Consider the following 19,020-nt stretch of genomic DNA (forward strand, 5'->3'; position numbering starts at 1 on the left):
GCGTTAATGAGATTATTTGCGATCACGTCTTCTCTTAGGACCTTCGCCCCCTCTTCTTCTTCGTGGGCCACCTTGTCCAGGGCCATTTCCTCCAGACTGTCCTACATTAGGTGAAAGATCTCTTTTGCCAAATACCTCACCTTTGAAGATCCACACTTTTATACCTATTTTACCGTAAACCGTATTGGCCTCAGAAATAGCATAATCGATATCAGCTCTTAAAGTATGCAAAGGAATTCTACCTTCTTTATACTGCTCTGATCTCGCCATTTCAGCTCCACCGAGACGCCCTGATACTTTTATTTTAATACCCTGCGCACCAACTCGCATTGCAGATGCAATAGCTTGTTTCATTGCACGACGGTAAGAAATTCTAGCCTGAAGCTGCTGAGCAATGGATTCACCTACAAGGCGGGCATCCAATTCAGGTCTTTTAATTTCAAAAATGTTAATCTGAAGATCTTTACCAGTGAGTTTTTTCAACTCCTCTTTGATCTTATCAACTTCAGAACCTCCCTTACCAATAACTACACCGGGACGTGCAGTATGGATGGTCAAAGTGATACGCTTCAGAGTACGCTCTATCACTACTCTTGAAATACCACCTTTAGGTATACGGGCACTGATATATTCACGGATTTTTTGGTCTTCGACAATTTTGTCGGAGAAATCCTTTCCGCCGAACCAGGCTGAATCCCAACCTTTAACGATTCCGAGTCTAAGACCTACTGGATTTACCTTCTGTCCCATTTATTTACTTTCTTTTTCTTCAGACTGAACTTTATTTTCATTAGCGTCCGCTACGGTAATCGTAATATGATTGGAACGCTTTCTTATTCTATGTGCGCGACCTTGAGGTGCAGGACGTAGACGTTTAAGGATTCTACCTCCATCCACGAATACTTCTTTCACTACCAAATCAGCATCTTCAATGCTAACATCTTCATTCTGAGCTTGCCAATCAGCAATGGCAGTCATCAAAAGCTTCTCCATTGTTTTAGAAGCATGCTTGTTGTCAAATTTCAGGATGTTCAAAGCAAGATTTACTCTCTGACCTCTGATCATATCAGCAACAAGTCTCATTTTACGAGGAGCAGTAGGCACATTTCTCAAAGAAGCTTTTACCGCACCGAGTTTACCTGAGTTTTCCTCTTTATGCTTTTTGATCGCTTCTTTCTGAAGACGAATCCTGACTGATTTTTTCAGTTTCTTTTCTGCAGTTTCCATCTTTTATTATCGTTTACCTTTATCTTTTTTGGCAATGTGCCCTCTAAAGTTCCTTGTAGGTGCAAATTCACCAAGTTTGTGACCCACCATGTTTTCAGTTACAAAAACCGGAATAAATTTATTCCCATTGTGTACTGCGAATGTATGACCTACAAAGTCTGGGGAAATCATGGATCTACGTGACCATGTTTTAATTACTGACTTTTTTCCAGACTCAGTCATGGCATCCACCTTCTTCTCAAGTCTGAAATCTATGTAAGGTCCCTTTTTTAGTGATCTTGCCATTATTTTCTCTTCGTTATAATCAGCTTATCAGAATATTTATTTGGCTTACGGGTCTTTTGACCTTTAGCATATAGACCGTTTCGTGAACGTGGGTGACCACCAGATGATCTACCTTCACCACCACCCATCGGGTGATCTACAGGGTTCATTACTACACCACGAACTCTTGGTCTTCTACCTTTCCATCTATTTCTACCGGCTTTACCCAAACGAACGTTCATGTGATCGTTGTTAGATACAGTACCAATAGTTGCATAACAGGTGTTAAGTACCATTCGCATTTCTCCAGATGGCAACTTCACTGTTGAGTATTTGCCTTCTCTCGCTACTAGCTGTGCATAAGCTCCAGCACTACGAGTCATAGCTCCACCCTTACCAGGTTTCAACTCAATATTGTGAATGATTGTACCCAAAGGAATATCAGATAGAGGAAGTGCATTTCCTACTTCTGGAGCTACACCAGGTCCGCTGATGATCTCAGTACCTACTTCAAGGTTTGCAGGTGCCAAAATGTAGCGCTTCTCACCGTCTGCATAATTAAGCAATGCAATGCGAGCAGTTCTTCCTGGATCATACTCGATAGATTTTACTGTAGCAGGAATACCGTGCTTATCACGAGCAAAATCAATGATACGAATTTTTTGTTTGTGACCACCACCTACATTTCGGATAGTCATACGTCCCTGATTATTTCTTCCTCCCTTTTTACCTTTACTGGTCAAAAGAGACTTCTCAGGTGTGCTCTTCGTAATCTTATCGAAAACGGGAGCAATTCTGTATCTCTGTCCGGGGGTAACCGGTCTTAATTTCTTAACAGCCATCTATCTGCTTTTTTATATTCCGCTATAAAAATCAATAATATCACCCTCAGCTACTTGAACAATAGCTTTCTTATATGAAGGCGTATTACCATCAATCACACCGGATTTTGTATATCTGCTTTTGCTTTTTCCCGGTTGAATCATGGTGCGTACACTTTCCACAGTGACGCCATATACCTTCTCTACCTCTTTTTTGATTTGCACTTTATTGGCTTTCTTATCTACAACAAAGCCATACTTGCCATGCTCATTTAGTGCAGAGGCCTTTTCTGTTACCAATGGTTTTATCAATACTCCCATCTTAGTTCAATCTTTTTTGGATCAACTCTACAGAACCTTCTATCAGTACTAATTCATCAGCATTTACCAAATCGTAAGTGCTAATCTCATCAGCAGTAGAGATTTTTGTGTTTTGTATATTTCTAGAAGACAAGTAAACGTTCTGATTACCTTCAGCGAAAATGATCAACGATTTCTTATCAGATAGTTTAAGACTTTCAAGAATTTGCACAAAATCCTTAGTCTTAGGTGCATCCAATTTGAAGTCTTCAAGAACCTTAATCTGCTTGTCTTTAAGCTTTGATGAAAGCGCTGACTTCTTTGCCAATTGCTTCATCTTTTTATTCAGCTTGAAACTGTAATCTCTAGGTTCCGGTCCAAACATGGTTCCTCCACCTCTGAAGATTGGAGACTTGATACTACCAGCTCTAGCTGTACCTGTACCCTTTTGTTTCTTGATTTTCTTCGTAGAACCAGTTACTTCATTTCTGGTCTTAACCTTGTGCGTACCCTGTCTTTTGTTAGCAAGAAATTGCTTCACTTCCAGATATACAGCATGCTCATTAGGCTCTATACCGAAAACTTTCTCGTCAAGGCTAACCTCTCTACCGGTCTCTTCTCCTTTGATATTGAAAACTGAAAGTTTCATTGTTATTTTTCTAGAATTACGTAAGAATTTTTCGCGCCAGGAACTGGACCATTTACCAATACCAGGTTTTTATCAGAGTAGATCTTCACCACTTTCAGGTTGATCACTTTCACTCGCTCTCCACCAGTTCTTCCAGCCATTTTCAAGCCCTTGAAAACTCGTGAAGGAAACGAACAAGCACCGATAGCTCCGGGAGCTCTCAGCCTATTGTGCTGACCATGTGTAGCCTGACCAACACCACCAAAACCGTGACGTTTAACCACACCCTGGAAGCCCTTACCTTTTGAAGTACCTATAACATCAACAAAGTCTTGCTCTACGAATACATCATCCAGGGAAATAGAATTACCCAACTTCACCTTATCTTCAAATTCCTCTCTGAAATCACGGAATTCAACAATCTTGCTTTTAGGGGTAGTCTTAGCTTTTGCAAAATGTCCTTTCAATGCTTTAGGTGTGTTCTTTTCTTTACGCTCACCATAAGCTAACTGGACAGCTCGATAGCCATCAGACTCTTTATCTTTTACTTGTGTAACCACACAAGGACCAGCTTCAATGAGAGTACAGGCCATATTTTTACCCTCCTCATTGTATACACTAGTCATCCCTATTTTTCTACCAATTATTCCAGGCATTTTGCTTAATATTTATTCTTTTCCCGTTTCCGGATAAACTTTTCGTAAAAAGGACTGCAAAGATAGCAATTACTTAATCCGAACAAAAGATTTAGTTTACTTTTTAACATAAAAAAAGAACCAAATAGCAGGTGCTATTGGTTCTTTTATATTTATGTATCAGGTAGTTATACCTTGATCTCTACATCAACGCCACTTGGAAGTTCTAACTTCATAAGCGCATCAACAGTTTTTGCACTATTAGAGTAGATATCTACCAGTCTTTTGTATGTGCAAAGCTGAAATTGCTCTCTTGACTTTTTGTTCACGTGTGGTGAACGCAGCACTGTGAACTTCTCTTTTACAGTAGGTAACGGAATAGGTCCACTTACTACTGCTCCAGTGGTTTTTACAGCTCTAACGATCTTCTCTGATGACTTGTCTACCAGATTATGGTCGTAAGATTTAAGTTTGATTCTAATTTTTTGGTTCATGATCTATAATTATTAAACCGCTTCTCCTTTTGTTTTAGCAATAACCGTCTCAGCCAGGTTATTAGGAACCTGATCATAATGTGAGAACGTCAGTGAAGCAGTAGCTCTACCAGAACTCATAGTACGAAGATCAGTTACATATCCAAATAGCTCACTCAAAGGCACATCACCTTTCACTACAGTAGAGGTACCTTTGGTATCCATACCTTTCATGATTCCTCTTCTTCTGTTAAGGTCACCAGTGATTGATCCGGTATATTCATCAGGAGTCACAACATCTACCGCCATGATTGGCTCTAGCAATGCAGGCTTAGCTTTAGCAGCAGCAGCCTTGAATCCCATCTTAGCAGCCAATTCGAAAGATAGTGCATCGGAATCCACATCGTGGAATGATCCATGGAACAATCTTACTTTCAAGGAATCAATAGGGAATCCAGCCAAAGGACCATTTTTCATGGCATCTTTGAATCCCTTCTCGATCGCAGGGATAAACTCTTTAGGAATTACACCACCTACAATTTGATTGACAAACTGCAAGCCTTCACCTTCGAAATCTTCATCAACTGGCCCGAGTTCGAAGACAATATCTGCGAATTTACCTCGACCACCTGACTGCTTCTTGTAAACCTCTTTGTGTTCAACAGAACTGTTCACAGCTTCTTTGTATGCGACCTGAGGTGCACCCTGATTGATCTCTACTTTAAACTCACGCTTAAGTCGATCAATGATAATGTCCAGGTGAAGCTCACCCATACCTCGAAGAATGGTTTGTCCAGTGTCATGATCTGTTTCAACCTGCAAGGTAGGATCCTCTTCCACAAGTTTAGAGATAGCCATTCCAAGCTTATCTACATCTGCCTGTGTTTTAGGCTCGATTGCATAACCAATAACCGGATCAGGGAACACCATTGACTCCAGTACAATTTTGCCATTTTCATCGCAAAGTGTATCTCCCGTCTTAATGTCTTTGAATCCAACAACCGCACCAATATCTCCACAATGAAGGCTATCAATTTGGTTTTGTTTATTGGCATGCATCTGGAAAATACGTGAAATACGTTCTTTCTTCTGAGTTCTCATATTATAAACATATGAACCAGAATCAAGCATTCCAGAATATGATCTTACGAAGCACAATCTTCCTACGAAAGGATCTGTAGCGATCTTAAAAGCAAGTGCTGAGAATGGATCCTCAGGAGATGGCTTTCTAGTAATTTTATCTTCGGTATCAGGGTCAGTACCCACGATGTTATCTCTATCCAGAGGTGAAGGAAGCAATTCCATCACATAGTTGAGCATGGTCTGAACACCCTTGTTTTTGAACGCGGTACCACATGTCATTGGCACAAAAGCCAAATCTATAGTAGCTGCTCTGAGAGCTGCGATGATCTCAGCTTCTGTAATTGACTCAGGGTCTTCGAAATATTTTTCTAATAGAGTTTCATCGTACTCGGCTACAGATTCAAGCAAATGTTCTCTGTATTCATTTACTTCATCTTGCATGTCTTCCGGAATAGGAATCTCTTCCCATGTCATTCCGAAATCATCTTCGTTCCACACCATAGCGATGTTAGAAACGAGATCCACAACACCTTTAAAGTTTTCTTCAGCTCCAATTGGTAATTGTAGAGGCACTGCTTTGGTACCTAACATTTCCTTTACCTGCTTACACACATTAAGGAAATCAGCACCTTGACGGTCCATCTTATTTACAAACCCGATACGAGCCACTTTATAGTTGTCAGCAAGTCTCCAGTTAGTTTCTGACTGCGGTTCTACACCATCAACAGCACTAAACAAGAATACCAAACCATCAAGCACACGCAATGAACGGTTCACTTCCACTGTAAAGTCAACGTGACCAGGAGTATCAATGATATTGATATGATACTCTTGTTCTTTGTATTTCCAGAACACAGTGGTAGCAGCAGAAGTAATGGTAATACCTCTTTCTTGCTCTTGCTCCATCCAGTCCATGGTAGCACCACCATCGTGAACTTCTCCGATTTTGTGGTTTACCCCAGAATAAAAAAGAATACGCTCAGTGGTTGTGGTTTTACCCGCATCGATATGAGCAGCGATACCTATATTTCTGGTGTACTTTAAATCTCTAGCCATTAGTGATTTTGTTTTTTAGAATCTGAAATGAGAAAATGCTTTGTTGGCTTCAGCCATACGATGTGTATCGTCCTTCTTCTTGATAGAAGCGCCTTCTCCTTTCGCAGCAGCCATGATTTCGCCTGCCAAACGTTCCATCATAGTCTTTTCGCCTCTAAGACGAGCATACTTGATCATCCATTTGATCCCTAATGAAAGCTTACGCTCAGGTCTTACTTCAACAGGAACCTGAAAGGTAGCACCGCCAACACGACGACTTTTCACCTCTACTGCAGGACAAACATTATTCAATGCAGTTTTCCATGTTTCAAGACCATTTTCTCCAGTCTTGTCCTCTACCAATTTGATGGCACCGTAGAATACTGTATAAGCAATACTCTTTTTGCCTCTCAACATCAGGTTGTTTACAAACTTTGTAACCAATGTATCCTGATAAATAGGATCAGGAAGGATGTATCTTTTCTTTGGCTTAGCTTTTCTCATTTCTCAGATTACTTTTTATCCTTTGGCCTTTTAGCTCCGTATTTCGATCGTCGTTGCAGTCTGCCATTTACTCCGGCAGTATCCAGTGCACCACGAATGATGTGATAACGCACACCAGGAAGATCTTTCACACGACCACCTCTGATCAACACAATAGAGTGCTCCTGAAGGTTGTGACCTTCACCAGGGATGTATGCGTTCACTTCTTTACCATTGGTGAGTCTCACTCTGGCTACTTTTCTCATGGCAGAGTTTGGCTTCTTAGGCGTGGTAGTATATACTCTTGTACATACTCCTCTGCGCTGTGGACAAGAATCCAGAGCCGGAGATTTTGACTTAGAAGTCAGCTTCTTTCTGCCTTTTCTTACTAATTGCTGAATAGTTGGCATTATGCTTTTACTTATTATTCAAATATCGGTCCCGACAAATCGGGACGCAAAGATAGAAATATTGATTTTATATCACAATCTAATTAGGAAATATCATGGGAGATTTTTATGCCTCTCCCATGGTACCTCCAAAATTCATTGGAAATTTCGGAGCTTCATCAACACTTTTGATTTCTCCGTAAGTATTTTCAAACTTATTGATGTTGTCTTCTAGTGCTTTAAGAAGCCTTTTGGCATGTTCTGGAGTGATAACCACTCTAGATTTCACCTTAGCCTTGGGTACTCCTGGCATTAGACGGATGAAGTCAATAACAAACTCACTACTAGAGTGTGCAATCATTGCAAGGTTTGCATAAACTCCCTCTGCCGTCTCCTCAGACAACTCAATGTTGATTTGATTTGACTTATTTTCCTGATTGTCGTCTTTCTGATCCATCCTAAGATTCTAATTCTTTAGATCGTTCAAACTGTTCTTTTGCCGCAACCAGATTCTCGTAATCTTCATTAGAGGTTACGATATGGTTCTGGAAATTTCGGTTTCCGGTTCCAGCTGGAATCAGGTGCCCAACAATCACATTTTCTTTCAAGCCAGACAGGTAATCAGCTTTTCCTCGGATAGAAGCTTCACTCAACACTTTGGTCGTTTCCTGGAAGGAAGCAGCCGAAATAAAGCTTTCGGTACCCAAAGATGCTTGTGTAATCCCCTGAAGGATAGGTCTAGATACTGCTGCTTCAGCATTTCTTACCTGAACGAGTTTCATGTCACGTCTTTTCAGGTTAGAATTCTCATCTCTCAGCTTTCTGGTAGTGATAATCTGACCAGCTTTTAGAGTCTCAGAATCACCCGGATCAGTGACCACTTTCTTATCCAGAATGTTGTCGTTTTCTTCCATGAAGGCAAAACGATCAACTGTTTGATTGGTAAGGAAGCTTGTGTCTCCAGCATCAAGAATTAACACTTTCTGCATCATCTGCCTAACGATCACTTCAATGTGCTTGTCATTGATCTTCACCCCTTGCAGACGGTATACTTCCTGGATTTCATTTACCAGATATTCCTGAACTGCTGTAGGTCCTTTGATAGACAATATATCAGCAGGTGTAATGGCTCCATCAGATAGGGCATCTCCAGCTCTAATAAAGTCATTATCCTGAACCAGGATGTGTTTAGACAAAGGCACCAGGTATCGTTTTTTCACTCCATCCTTAGATTCGATGAAAATTTCACGATTACCACGTTTGATTCCTCCGTAGGTTACTACACCATCTATCTCACTTACTACCGCAGGATTAGAAGGGTTTCTAGCTTCGAAGAGTTCTGTTACCCTTGGCAGACCCCCTGTAATATCTCTAGACTTACCTGTAGATCTTGGAATCTTAGCAAGAACTTGTCCTGCTTTAATTGGATCTCCTTCATCAACAGCAAGGTGAGCACCTACTGGAATGTTATATCCTTTGGTGTCATCTTTACCCGCAACAACTACTGCAGGGTTTTTCGTCTTATCCTTGGTGTCTATGATAACTTTCTCTCTGTGACCAGTCTGTTCATCAGACTCTTCTTTGAAAGTAACCCCCTCAATGATGGAGTCAAACTCAGCTTTTCCGTCAAATTCAGCCATGATCACTGCGTTGTACGGATCCCAGCTACAGATTTCATCACCTTTGGCAATTTTTTGCCCGTCTTCAACTTTTAGTACCGCACCATATGGTACATGGTTGGTAATTAGTATGCGTTCTTTCTTTGGATCAAGAATTCGGATTTCACCTGAACGGCCCATCACTTTCTTGATTTTATTACCGTCTTCATCTTCGGCATTTACAGTACGAAGCTCATCGTACTCAATTACACCGTCAAACTTCGCTTTGATGTTTGCATCAACTGCGATGTTAGAAGCAGTACCCCCTACGTGGAATGTACGGAGAGTCAGCTGAGTACCCGGCTCACCAATTGACTGAGCAGCGATTACACCTACAGACTCACCCATGTGTGCCATGCGTCCAGTAGCAAGGTTACGTCCGTAACATTTACCACAAGCTCCCTGCTTGGTTTCACAAGTGAGTACCGAACGAATTTCTACTTCTTCGATACTTGTTTCCTCGATACGTTCAGCTAATTCTTCAGTGATTTCTGTTCCTGCTTCAACGATCAATTCTTCTGAAATAGGATCATGAATGTCATGAACAGAGACTCTACCGAGGATACGCTCAGAAAGTGACTCAACAACTTCTTCATTATCCTTAAGTGCTTGCACTCTCAGTCCACGAAGTGTGCCACAATCCTCTTCATTAACAACCATATCCTGAGCCACATCTACCAATCGACGGGTCAAGTATCCTGCATCTGCAGTTTTTAGTGCTGTATCTGCAAGACCTTTTCGTGCACCGTGTGTAGAGATAAAGTACTCGATGACATCTAGTCCTTCTTTAAAGTTGGAAAGAATCGGGTTTTCGATAATTTCACCTACACTACCCTGAAGATTCTTTTGAGGCTTAGCCATCAAACCTCTCATTCCACCAAGTTGACGAATCTGCTCACGAGAACCTCGTGCACCAGAGTGCATCATCATATAGATAGAGTTGAAGCCTTGATCATCTTCCTCTAGTTGTTGCATCAGGGTGTTGGTCAACAATGTATTGGTACGTGTCCAGATATCAATCACCTGGTTGTAACGCTCATTGTCTGTGATCAGACCCATCAGGTAGTTGTTCCATACGCCCTCTACCTCTTCTTTCGCCTGAGCTACTAGGCCTTCTTTTTCCTCAGGAATCTGAATATTGTCAAGACCCATTGAAAGACCACCTTTGTAGGCCATTTGGAAACCAAGCTCTTTGATGTCATCCAGGAAGTGCGCTGTGGTAGCCATTCCTGTGATTTTGAATACATTAGAGATGATCTTTTGGAGCTTCTTCTTAGTAAGCAACTCATCCACGAAACCAACGGCCTCAGGGACGTGCTGGTTGAACAATACTCGTCCTGCAACGGTCTCAATTATCTTAGTCTCGAGCTCACCTTTCTCATTACGAACTTTCGTTCTCACTTTGATATAGGCGTGTTGAGAGATTTTCTCTTCGTTAAGGGCAATTACTACTTCCTCGGCATTGTAGAAGGTCAGACCTTCACCTGGAACAGGCTTTTCCGGTGTGCTTCTACGTCCTTTTGTGATATAGTAAAGACCCAATACCATATCCTGAGATGGTACAGCAATTGGCGCACCATTCGCAGGGTTAAGGATATTGTGAGTTGAAAGCATCAAGAGTGACGCCTCCAAAATTGCCTCATGACCTAAAGGTACGTGAACAGCCATCTGATCACCATCGAAATCGGCGTTGAATGCCGTACATACTAATGGATGCAGCTGAATGGCTTTGCCTTCAATCAGTTTTGGCTGGAATGCCTGAATACCTAGTCTGTGAAGCGTAGGAGCCCGGTTGAGCAGTACTGGATGTCCTTTCAGTACATTTTCCAATATATCCCAAACTACAGGATCTTTACGGTCAACGATTTTTTTCGCTGACTTTACCGTCTTTACAATTCCTCGTTCGATGAGTTTACGAATGATAAATGGCTTGAAAAGCTCAGCAGCCATATCTTTTGGCAAACCACATTCGTGCATTTTCAGCTCAGGGCCTACAACGATTACCGAACGACCTGAATAATCAACACGTTTACCAAGAAGGTTTTGACGGAATCGACCTTGCTTACCTTTCAGCATATCACTCAAAGATTTCAAAGCTCTATTACCATCTGACCTTACAGCATTGACTTTTCGCGAGTTGTCAAACAACGAGTCAACAGCCTCCTGAAGCATCCTTTTTTCATTTCGAAGGATTACTTCCGGTGCTTTAATATCTATTAGTCTTTTAAGACGATTGTTTCTGATAATCACTCGACGATAGAGGTCGTTCAAATCAGATGTAGCAAATCGACCACCATCAAGAGGAACCAACGGACGAAGTTCTGGTGGAATAACAGGGACCATTTTAATGATCATCCACTCAGGTTTGTTTTCGATACGCGTTTTGGCATCTCTAAATGCTTCAACCACTCTCAATCGCTTGAGTGCCTCAGCCTTACGCTGTTGAGATGTGTCAGTAGCCGCCTGATGACGTAACTCGTAAGAAAGCTCATCAAGTTTAGTTCTTGAAAGTAGCATTTCCAATGCCTCAGCACCCATTTTGGCGATGAATTTCTGCGGGTCATCATCGTCAAGCATCTGGTTTTCACGAGGCAACTTGTCAAGTATATCCAGGTATTCCTCTTCTGTGAGGAAGTCCATTTGATTGATACCGTCTTCTTCTTTGATACCTGCCTGAATTACCACGTAGCGTTCGTAGTAAATGATTTGGTCCAACTTTTTGGTTGGCAAACCAAGGAGGTAACCTATTTTGTTAGGAAGTGATCTGAAATACCAGATGTGCGCTACAGGAACCACCAATTCGATGTGGCCCATACGCTCTCTACGTACTTTCTTTTCAGTTACTTCCACACCACATCGGTCACATATAATTCCTTTGTAGCGTATTCTTTTATATTTTCCGCAATGACATTCCCAGTCTTTCACCGGACCGAAGATCCGCTCACAAAACAATCCACCCATCTCAGGTTTGTATGTTCTGTAGTTGATGGTTTCAGGCTGAGTAACTTCACCATGAGAGCTCTCGAGAATAGACTCAGGTGAAGCCAAGCTAATCGTAACTTTGGAAAAGTCGTTAGTCAGTTTTTTATTTTTTCTGAATGCCATAATTAAATGATCTATGTAAAGCCCCTTCCGTTAGAAAGGGGCTGATATCCAATTTATTAGTCTAAGGTGATTTCAAGTGCCAGTCCACGCAACTCGTGTACGAGTACGTTGAATGATTCCGGAATGTTCGGCTTCTGCATATTTTCACCTTTTACGATAGCTTCGTAAGCCTTCGCTCGTCCGATTACATCATCAGATTTTATCGTCAGGATCTCCTGGAGAACATTGGCTGCACCGAATGCCTCAAGTGCCCAAACCTCCATCTCACCAAATCGCTGACCACCAAACTGAGCTTTACCTCCTAGTGGTTGCTGTGTGATTAGTGAGTATGGTCCAATACTACGAGCGTGCATCTTGTCATCCACCAGGTGACCAAGTTTCAGCATATATGCCACCCCTACAGTTACAGGCTGGTCGAAGCGTTTTCCAGTCAAGCCGTCAAAGAGATATGAACGTCCGAATGATGGCAATCCTGCTTCTTTCAATTCTGCTTGAACCTCGTCTTCAGTAGCACCGTCAAATATTGGCGTTGCATATTTTCTTCCAAGTTTCAGACCGGCCCATCCTAGAACTGTTTCGTAGATCTGTCCGATGTTCATACGAGATGGTACACCCAGTGGGTTTAGAACGATATCTACCGGAGTACCATCTTCCATAAATGGCATATCCTCTTCTCTAACGATTTTCGCCACAACACCTTTGTTACCGTGACGACCTGCCATTTTATCACCTACTTTTAGTTTACGCTTTTTAGCTACATAAACTTTAGCCAACTGAACAATACCAGCAGGTAATTCATCTCCTACTTCTAGCGTAAATCGCTCACGTTTGAAGATCCCTGAAACCTCATTTCTCTTGTTGATGTAATTTTTCACCATCTTGAATATGAGATCATTGGTATGCTCGTCTGTCGCCCAACCCTCAATAATAAGGTCGGAAATCAAGTTGGCTTCCTCTGGAACATTGTAGTTACTCTCATCTCTGTAAATGTTCTTAGCAGGGAAAAGATTCGCTTCGATGTTCTTTCTAGAATACTTCGTACCCTTAGACATTACTTCGTCACCAAACTTGTGTTTGATACCCTGACAAGTTTTCCCCTCAAGGAGAGTAGCCAGCTTATCGATCATTTGGTTACGAATATCAGTAAGATCTTTGCTATAGCGACTCTTCAGAAGTTCAACTTCTTTCTTAGTACGTGCTCGTAGATCTTTATCTTTCTTAGGACGCGAGAATAGTTTTGTATCAATCACCACTCCTCGAAGTGACGGAGAAGCTTTCAGAGACGCATCTTTCACATCACCAGCCTTATCACCAAATATCGCTCTCAGGAGTTTCTCCTCAGGAGTTGGATCTGTTTCTCCTTTAGGAGTGATTTTACCTATCAGAATATCTCCTTCACGAATCTCTGCTCCAGTTCGGATGATACCATTTTCGTCAAGGTTTTTTACCGCCTCTTCGCTAACGTTAGGTATCTCTGAAGTCAACTCTTCTTCACCTCGTTTTGTATCACGAACTTCTAGCTCATACTCATCGATATGGATAGAAGTGAATATGTCTTCACGAACAACTTTTTCAGAAATAACTATCGCATCCTCAAAGTTGTATCCTTGCCAAGGCATATAAGCTACCAACAGGTTTCGACCTAAGGCCAATTCACCTTTTTCTGTAGCAAAACCTTCACATAAAGGTTCCCCTTTCACCACCTTTTGTCCTTTGTACACAATAGGCTTAAGGTTAACGCATGTGTCCTGGTTAGTTCTTCGGAACTTGGTTAATTCATAAGTAACACTAGGACTGTTGAAAGAAATAAGTAGATCTTCCTCCGACCGCTCATATTTTACAACGATCTTTTTGGCATCTACATATTCAATTTCACCATCGCCTTCTGCTACTACAAGCGCTCTCGAGTCAATAGCCACTCGTTTTTCCAATCCTGTACCCACAATAGGTGCTTGTGGACGCAACAAAGGAACCGCCTGACGTTGCATGTTTGACCCCATCAAAGCACGGTTTGCATCATCATGCTCAAGGAATGGAATCATTGATGCCGCAACCGAAACAATCTGGTTTGGAGCAACATCCATGTATTTCAGCTCTTTAGGATCTACCACTGGGAAGTCTCCTTCGAAACGAGCCTTTACCTTATCATTTAGGAAAGTACCTGAATCATCCAACGGCGCATTCGCCTGAGCAATATTGTGAGTATCTTCTTCTTCTGCAGTCAGATATTTCACGTTTCCAGTCATATCTACCACACCTTCATTCACATCTCTATAAGGTGTCTCGATGAATCCCATCTGGTTCACTTTGGCGTGAACACAAAGTGATGAAATCAGACCAATATTTGGACCTTCAGGTGTTTCAATAGTACATAGTCGTCCGTAGTGTGTATAGTGAACATCACGAACTTCGAAACCAGCACGCTCTCGTGACAGACCACCAGGACCCAACGCGGACATTCTTCGCTTGTGCGTAATCTCCGCCAATGGATTGGTTTGATCCATGAACTGAGAAAGCTGATTCGTACCAAAGAACGAATTGATTACTGAAGAAAGTGTACGCGCGTTGATCAAATCAACGGGCTTAAAGTCTTCATTATCACGAACGTTCATACGCTCACGGATGGTTCTTGCCATACGAGCAAGTCCTACTCCAAATTGTGCGTATAGTTGTTCTCCAACTGTTCTTACACGTCTATTACTAAGGTGGTCAATATCATCAACCACGGCTTTAGAGTTGATCAAGCCTATCAAATACTTAACAATAAGGATAATGTCCTCAGTTGTTAAAGTACGCTTGTCGTATCCAAGCTCAAGGCCTAATTTTTTGTTGATTCTGTAACGTCCAACTTCACCAAGATCATATCGCTTGTCACTAAAAAACAAGTTTTGGATGATATCTCTTGCCGTCTGCTCATCAGGAGCGTCGGTGTTTCTAAGTTGACGATAGATCTGCTCTACTGCTTCCTTCTCTGAGTTAGAGTTATCTTTTTGAAGCGTATTATAAATGATAGAGTAATCTGTGATGTTCACATCCTTTCTATGAAGGATAATGGACTTTGTTCCAGAGTCGAGGATAGTTTCAATGTCATCCTCACTGATTATGCTGTCACGCTCTAGAATTACTTCATTTCGATCAATTGATACTACCTCACCAGTATCTTCATCAACGAAATCTTCCGTCCAGGTACGCAAAACACGCGCAGCCAATCTTCTACCAACTACTTTCTTGAGTTCTGAATCAGTAGCCTCTATTTCTTCAGATAATCCGAATAAATCAAGGATCTGCTTATCCGAACCATAACCTATTGAACGCAATAGGGTAGTAATTGGGAATTTCTTTTTTCGATCGATATATGCGTACATAACGTTATTTACGTCAGTAGCAAATTCAATCCATGATCCCTTGAAAGGGATAATTCTTGCAGAATAAAGCAAGGTACCATTCGTGTGCTTGCTTTGTGCGAAGAACACTCCTGGTGAACGGTGAAGCTGTGAAACAATCACACGCTCTGCACCATTAATTACGAAAGAACCTTTGGCGGTCATGTATGGGATATTACCCAAGAACACTTCTTGCTCAATGGTTTCAAAATCTTCGTTTTCTTCGTCGTTACAAAGCAAACGAAGCTTGGCTTTTAGAGGAACAGAATAAGTCAAGCCACGCTCGATACTTTCATCTACAGAGTATTTAGGTGGATCAACAGTGTAATCAACAAATTCCAGTACGAAATTTTCTCTAGAATCGGTGATTGGAAAGTTTTCCATAAACACCTTATAGAGGCCCTCTGAATTTCTCTTCTCTGAAGGAGTGTCCAATTGGAAGAAATCTTCGAAAGACTTAAGCTGAACGTCCAGAAAATCCGGATAGTCGATTACTGACTTTATGGAAGAGAAATTAATTCTCTCAGATGTATTATTAGCCAAAGCTTTATCTGTTTTAGTTCGAAATATGGGTCAGAACAATGTGAAGTAGATACAAACAGGAAAAGACCTGACTCCGATACGTATCGGAGGCCAGGCCTATACCTTAGTTGATAAATATTGCAATTACTTTAACTCAACTTCGGCACCAGCTTCTTCAAGCTGCTTTTTCAATGCCTCAGCTTCGTCTTTTGCTACTCCTTCTTTTACGTTGCTAGGAGCACCATCAACCATTTCTTTAGCTTCTTTCAGTCCAAGACCTGTTAGTTCTTTTACAAGCTTAACTACAGCAAGCTTAGCAGAACCAGCAGACTTCAATACAACGTCGAAAGAAGATTTCTCTTCAGCTCCGTCGCCACCTTCTGCGCCACCACCAGCTACCATTACTGGAGCTGCTGCTGCTGCAGGCTCAATACCATATTCATCTTTAAGAATTGTAGCTAGCTCATTTACCTCTTTTACTGAAAGGTTTACTAGTTGTTCAGCGAATTCTTTTAAATCTGCCATTTTAATCGTCAATTAATTTTGTTAATAATCTTATTCTCTCTCTGAAAGTGTTTTTACCAAGCCAGCCAAGGTATCTCCACCACTCTGAAGGGCAGAAACTACGTTCTTAGCAGGTGACTGTAGTAAAGTGATAACCTCACCAATAAGTTCTTGCTTAGACTTGAGCTTGCTCAATGCGTCTAATTGATCCTCACCGATGAATATATCTGAATCTATGGAAGCAGCCTTAAACTTAGGTCTTTGATCCTTGTCTTCCTTTTTAAAGTCTTTGATGACTTTTGCAGGAACGTTAGCATTTTCATTGACGAACATAACGCCTGAAAATCCCTTAAGTACATTGTCCAGCTCGGAGTAATCTCCTTCTATGCCATCCAATGCTTTTTTGATCAAAGTATTTTTTACCACTTTGTATTCAACACCCTTGTTGAAACACATCTCACGGAACTTGTTGATTTCTGCAACAGTAAGTCCTGAAGTGTCAGTGATGTAGAAGTGATCTGTCTGCTGGAACTTCTCAGTTAAACCAGCTATCAATTGTGCTTTTTCTTCTCTAGTCATAACGTCTTATAGTCCAGCTATGCTATTTTTATCAATTGCAATCCCTTTACTCATTGTACTAGAGATAGAGATTGATTTAAAGTACGTTCCTTTTGCAGAAGCTGGTTTTAGCTTTGCAATAGTCTGAATCATCTCAGCAGCATTCTCTTGAATCTTTTGCGCATCAAAAGACACTTTACCAATACTCGTGTGGATGATACCAGTTTTATCTACTTTAAAGTCGATTTTACCGGCTTTAACTTCTTTTACCGCCTGAGCGATATCCATAGTTACCGTACCAGACTTAGGGTTTGGCATAAGACCTCTTGGCCCTAACACTCTACCTAAGCGTCCTACCTTAGCCATAACTGTAGGCATGGTGATGATCACATCGATATCAGTCCATCCATCTTCAATTTTAGCTATGTAGTCATCAAGTCCTACGTGATCTGCTCCTGCAGCCTTGGCTTCCTCCTCTTTGTCTGGAGTACAAAGTACCAATACACGTACATCTTTACCAATACCATTAGGAAGGGCCACCACACCTCTAACCATTTGGTCAGCTTTTCGTGGATCTACTCCTAATCGTACATCAATATCTACAGATGCATCGAACTTCGTAAACGTGATTTTCTTCACTAGCTCAGCAGCTTCCTCCAATGAGTATTGCTTTTCGCTATCTACGAGTTCTGCAGCCTTCTTTTGATTTTTTGTAATCTTTCCCATTGTACTATCTTAGTTAGCCCAAGGCGCTTTACCAGAAACTTTTACTCCCATGCTACGTGCTGTACCAGCTACTTGTCTCATAGCAGACTCCAATTTGAAAGCATTCAAATCAGGCATTTTAATCTCTGCTATTTCTTTTACCTGGTCCCAAGAAATAGATCCTACCTTAGCACGATTTGGCTCAGATGATCCCTTCTTGATCTTCGCTTTCTCCATGATCAGCACTGGCGCTGGAGGAGTTTTAATTACAAAATCAAATGACTTGTCAGAGTAGATTGTAACTACTACTGGAAGCAATTGACCCTGCTTTTCCTGAGTTCTCGCGTTGAACTGCTTACAAAACTCCATAATGTTCAGACCTTTGGCACCAAGTGCCGGTCCTACTGGTGGAGAAGGGTTAGCCGCTCCACCCTTAACCTGGAGCTTTAAATAACCTGTTATCTCTTTAGCCATTAGATTATTCTTGTTTTTCTACCTGTATGTAATTCAACTCTACAGGAGTATTTCTTCCGAAAATTTTAACTGTAACGTTTAGCTTCTTACGATCCTCGAACACCTCTTCTACAGTACCTGTAAAACCACTGAACGGACCATCCATTACTTTAACAGATTCTCCGACAATAAAAGGTGTATCAAGTTTCTCTTCGTACTCCTCAGCTTCGTCTACTCTACCTAAGATTCGATTCACTTCGTTTTGACGAAGTGGCACAGGATCTTTGGAAGCACTGGTAGAGCCTTCACCAAGGAAACCAATTACATCAGGTGTATTGGTTATAATATGCTGAGTCTCACCGTTACTAAGGTCAGCATGGATGAGTATATATCCAGGAAAGAAGTTGCGCTCACGAACTCGCTTCTTCCCGTTTCTCATTTCGTAAACTTTTTCCGATGGGATTAGCACCTGTGGTACGAGCTGTTCTATACCATTTCTGGCTACCTCCTGCTCCAGATAGTTCTTTACCTTTTTTTCACGACCACTAATTGCCCGCACTACATACCACTTGAACTCAGACATTCTCTAAAATTCGTTATAAAACCATTTCATGGCGTTTTCGAAACCAAGATCGAAAAGACCAATCATCAGAGCGAAGATCAAAGAAGCTACTAACACCAAAATACTGCTGTTTTGTAACTCTGAGTACTTAGGCCAGGTCACTTTGTGAAGCAACTCGTCATACGCCTCTTTGAAAAAAGATACTACTTTATCCATCGTTAGTTATAAGATT

20 protein-coding genes are annotated in these 19,020 nt (G+C 41.4%); all 20 read right to left on the reverse strand.

Features of this window, described 5'->3' with window-relative positions; all coding sequences use genetic code 11:
• Positions 1-12: 12 nt before the first annotated feature.
• Complete coding sequence (gene rpsC / locus C7460_RS10295; protein ID WP_115868021.1) at positions 13-750, reverse strand: 30S ribosomal protein S3; 738 nt, start codon at positions 748-750, stop codon at positions 13-15.
• Positions 751-1,227: a 50S ribosomal protein L22 gene (gene rplV / locus C7460_RS10300; protein WP_115868022.1), complete on the reverse strand. Its 477-nt coding sequence runs from the start codon at positions 1,225-1,227 to the stop codon at positions 751-753.
• Positions 1,228-1,233: 6 nt separating this feature from the next.
• Entirely contained in the window at positions 1,234-1,512 is a 279-nt protein-coding gene (gene rpsS, locus C7460_RS10305) for a 30S ribosomal protein S19 (RefSeq protein WP_115868023.1), read from the reverse strand.
• A complete protein-coding gene (gene rplB / locus C7460_RS10310) occupies positions 1,512-2,333 on the reverse strand; it encodes a 50S ribosomal protein L2 (protein WP_115868024.1) in 822 nt (273 codons plus the stop codon). The genes rpsS and rplB overlap by 1 nt, the downstream gene beginning before the upstream one ends.
• Positions 2,334-2,345: 12 nt before the next feature.
• On the reverse strand, positions 2,346-2,633 hold the full coding sequence (gene rplW, locus C7460_RS10315) for a 50S ribosomal protein L23 (RefSeq protein WP_115868025.1): 288 nt from the start codon (positions 2,631-2,633) through the stop codon (positions 2,346-2,348).
• Between the two features lies 1 nt (position 2,634).
• Positions 2,635-3,261, reverse strand: a complete 627-nt coding sequence (rplD, locus tag C7460_RS10320) for a 50S ribosomal protein L4 (protein WP_115868026.1) — start codon at positions 3,259-3,261, stop codon at positions 2,635-2,637.
• 2 nt (positions 3,262-3,263) lie between these two features.
• Entirely contained in the window at positions 3,264-3,896 is a 633-nt protein-coding gene (gene rplC / locus C7460_RS10325; RefSeq protein ID WP_115868027.1) for a 50S ribosomal protein L3, read from the reverse strand.
• Positions 3,897-4,063: 167 nt separating this feature from the next.
• The gene (rpsJ, locus tag C7460_RS10330; RefSeq protein WP_115868028.1) at positions 4,064-4,369 is read right to left on the reverse strand and encodes a 30S ribosomal protein S10; all 306 of its coding nucleotides are present in this window, start codon (positions 4,367-4,369) and stop codon (positions 4,064-4,066) included.
• Between the two features lie 12 nt (positions 4,370-4,381).
• The gene (gene fusA / locus C7460_RS10335) at positions 4,382-6,487 is read right to left on the reverse strand and encodes an elongation factor G (protein ID WP_115868029.1); all 2,106 of its coding nucleotides are present in this window, start codon (positions 6,485-6,487) and stop codon (positions 4,382-4,384) included.
• A gap of 15 nt (positions 6,488-6,502) precedes the next feature.
• Positions 6,503-6,970 carry a 30S ribosomal protein S7 gene (gene rpsG, locus C7460_RS10340; RefSeq protein ID WP_115868030.1) on the reverse strand — a complete coding sequence of 156 codons (468 nt, stop codon included), beginning with the start codon at positions 6,968-6,970 and terminating at the stop codon, positions 6,503-6,505.
• Between the two features lie 8 nt (positions 6,971-6,978).
• On the reverse strand, positions 6,979-7,359 hold the full coding sequence (gene rpsL / locus C7460_RS10345) for a 30S ribosomal protein S12 (RefSeq protein ID WP_068221218.1): 381 nt from the start codon (positions 7,357-7,359) through the stop codon (positions 6,979-6,981).
• A 106-nt stretch (positions 7,360-7,465) separates the two neighbouring features.
• Complete coding sequence (locus C7460_RS10350; protein WP_115868031.1) at positions 7,466-7,795, reverse strand: DUF3467 domain-containing protein; 330 nt, start codon at positions 7,793-7,795, stop codon at positions 7,466-7,468.
• A 1-nt stretch (position 7,796) separates the two neighbouring features.
• Entirely contained in the window at positions 7,797-12,101 is a 4,305-nt protein-coding gene (rpoC, locus tag C7460_RS10355; protein ID WP_115868032.1) for a DNA-directed RNA polymerase subunit beta', read from the reverse strand.
• A 56-nt stretch (positions 12,102-12,157) separates the two neighbouring features.
• Positions 12,158-16,054, reverse strand: coding sequence for a DNA-directed RNA polymerase subunit beta (gene rpoB / locus C7460_RS10360; RefSeq protein WP_115868033.1), 3,897 nt, complete (start codon positions 16,052-16,054; stop codon positions 12,158-12,160).
• A gap of 96 nt (positions 16,055-16,150) precedes the next feature.
• Entirely contained in the window at positions 16,151-16,531 is a 381-nt protein-coding gene (rplL, locus tag C7460_RS10365; RefSeq protein WP_115868034.1) for a 50S ribosomal protein L7/L12, read from the reverse strand.
• 30 nt (positions 16,532-16,561) lie between these two features.
• The gene (rplJ, locus tag C7460_RS10370) at positions 16,562-17,089 is read right to left on the reverse strand and encodes a 50S ribosomal protein L10 (RefSeq protein WP_115868035.1); all 528 of its coding nucleotides are present in this window, start codon (positions 17,087-17,089) and stop codon (positions 16,562-16,564) included.
• Between the two features lie 6 nt (positions 17,090-17,095).
• Positions 17,096-17,794: a 50S ribosomal protein L1 gene (gene rplA, locus C7460_RS10375; protein WP_115868036.1), complete on the reverse strand. Its 699-nt coding sequence runs from the start codon at positions 17,792-17,794 to the stop codon at positions 17,096-17,098.
• A gap of 9 nt (positions 17,795-17,803) precedes the next feature.
• Positions 17,804-18,247: a 50S ribosomal protein L11 gene (gene rplK / locus C7460_RS10380; protein ID WP_115868037.1), complete on the reverse strand. Its 444-nt coding sequence runs from the start codon at positions 18,245-18,247 to the stop codon at positions 17,804-17,806.
• Positions 18,248-18,251: 4 nt separating this feature from the next.
• Positions 18,252-18,809, reverse strand: a complete 558-nt coding sequence (gene nusG, locus C7460_RS10385) for a transcription termination/antitermination protein NusG (protein ID WP_115868038.1) — start codon at positions 18,807-18,809, stop codon at positions 18,252-18,254.
• 3 nt (positions 18,810-18,812) lie between these two features.
• Positions 18,813-19,004, reverse strand: a complete 192-nt coding sequence (gene secE, locus C7460_RS10390) for a preprotein translocase subunit SecE (RefSeq protein ID WP_115868039.1) — start codon at positions 19,002-19,004, stop codon at positions 18,813-18,815.
• Positions 19,005-19,020: the final 16 nt, after the last annotated feature.

The organism is Marinoscillum furvescens DSM 4134, from assembly GCF_003386095.1.
Taxonomy (GTDB): Bacteria; Bacteroidota; Bacteroidia; order Cytophagales; family Cyclobacteriaceae; genus Marinoscillum; species Marinoscillum furvescens.

Coding starts and splice junctions, on each gene's coding strand:
- rpsL (WP_068221218.1), bottom strand. CDS start 7,359: ATGCCAACTATTCAGCAATTAGTAAGAAAAGGCAGAAAGAAGCTGACT.
- rplW (WP_115868025.1), bottom strand. CDS start 2,633: ATGGGAGTATTGATAAAACCATTGGTAACAGAAAAGGCCTCTGCACTA.
- rplL (WP_115868034.1), bottom strand. CDS start 16,531: ATGGCAGATTTAAAAGAATTCGCTGAACAACTAGTAAACCTTTCAGTA.
- rplK (WP_115868037.1), bottom strand. CDS start 18,247: ATGGCTAAAGAGATAACAGGTTATTTAAAGCTCCAGGTTAAGGGTGGA.
- rplC (WP_115868027.1), bottom strand. CDS start 3,896: ATGCCTGGAATAATTGGTAGAAAAATAGGGATGACTAGTGTATACAAT.
- secE (WP_115868039.1), bottom strand. CDS start 19,004: ATGGATAAAGTAGTATCTTTTTTCAAAGAGGCGTATGACGAGTTGCTT.
- nusG (WP_115868038.1), bottom strand. CDS start 18,809: ATGTCTGAGTTCAAGTGGTATGTAGTGCGGGCAATTAGTGGTCGTGAA.
- rplA (WP_115868036.1), bottom strand. CDS start 17,794: ATGGGAAAGATTACAAAAAATCAAAAGAAGGCTGCAGAACTCGTAGAT.
- rpsG (WP_115868030.1), bottom strand. CDS start 6,970: ATGAGAAAAGCTAAGCCAAAGAAAAGATACATCCTTCCTGATCCTATT.
- rpsC (WP_115868021.1), bottom strand. CDS start 750: ATGGGACAGAAGGTAAATCCAGTAGGTCTTAGACTCGGAATCGTTAAA.
- rplB (WP_115868024.1), bottom strand. CDS start 2,333: ATGGCTGTTAAGAAATTAAGACCGGTTACCCCCGGACAGAGATACAGA.
- rpoC (WP_115868032.1), bottom strand. CDS start 12,101: ATGGCATTCAGAAAAAATAAAAAACTGACTAACGACTTTTCCAAAGTT.
- rplD (WP_115868026.1), bottom strand. CDS start 3,261: ATGAAACTTTCAGTTTTCAATATCAAAGGAGAAGAGACCGGTAGAGAG.
- rplJ (WP_115868035.1), bottom strand. CDS start 17,089: ATGACTAGAGAAGAAAAAGCACAATTGATAGCTGGTTTAACTGAGAAG.
- C7460_RS10350 (WP_115868031.1), bottom strand. CDS start 7,795: ATGGATCAGAAAGACGACAATCAGGAAAATAAGTCAAATCAAATCAAC.
- rpsS (WP_115868023.1), bottom strand. CDS start 1,512: ATGGCAAGATCACTAAAAAAGGGACCTTACATAGATTTCAGACTTGAG.
- rpsJ (WP_115868028.1), bottom strand. CDS start 4,369: ATGAACCAAAAAATTAGAATCAAACTTAAATCTTACGACCATAATCTG.
- fusA (WP_115868029.1), bottom strand. CDS start 6,487: ATGGCTAGAGATTTAAAGTACACCAGAAATATAGGTATCGCTGCTCAT.
- rplV (WP_115868022.1), bottom strand. CDS start 1,227: ATGGAAACTGCAGAAAAGAAACTGAAAAAATCAGTCAGGATTCGTCTT.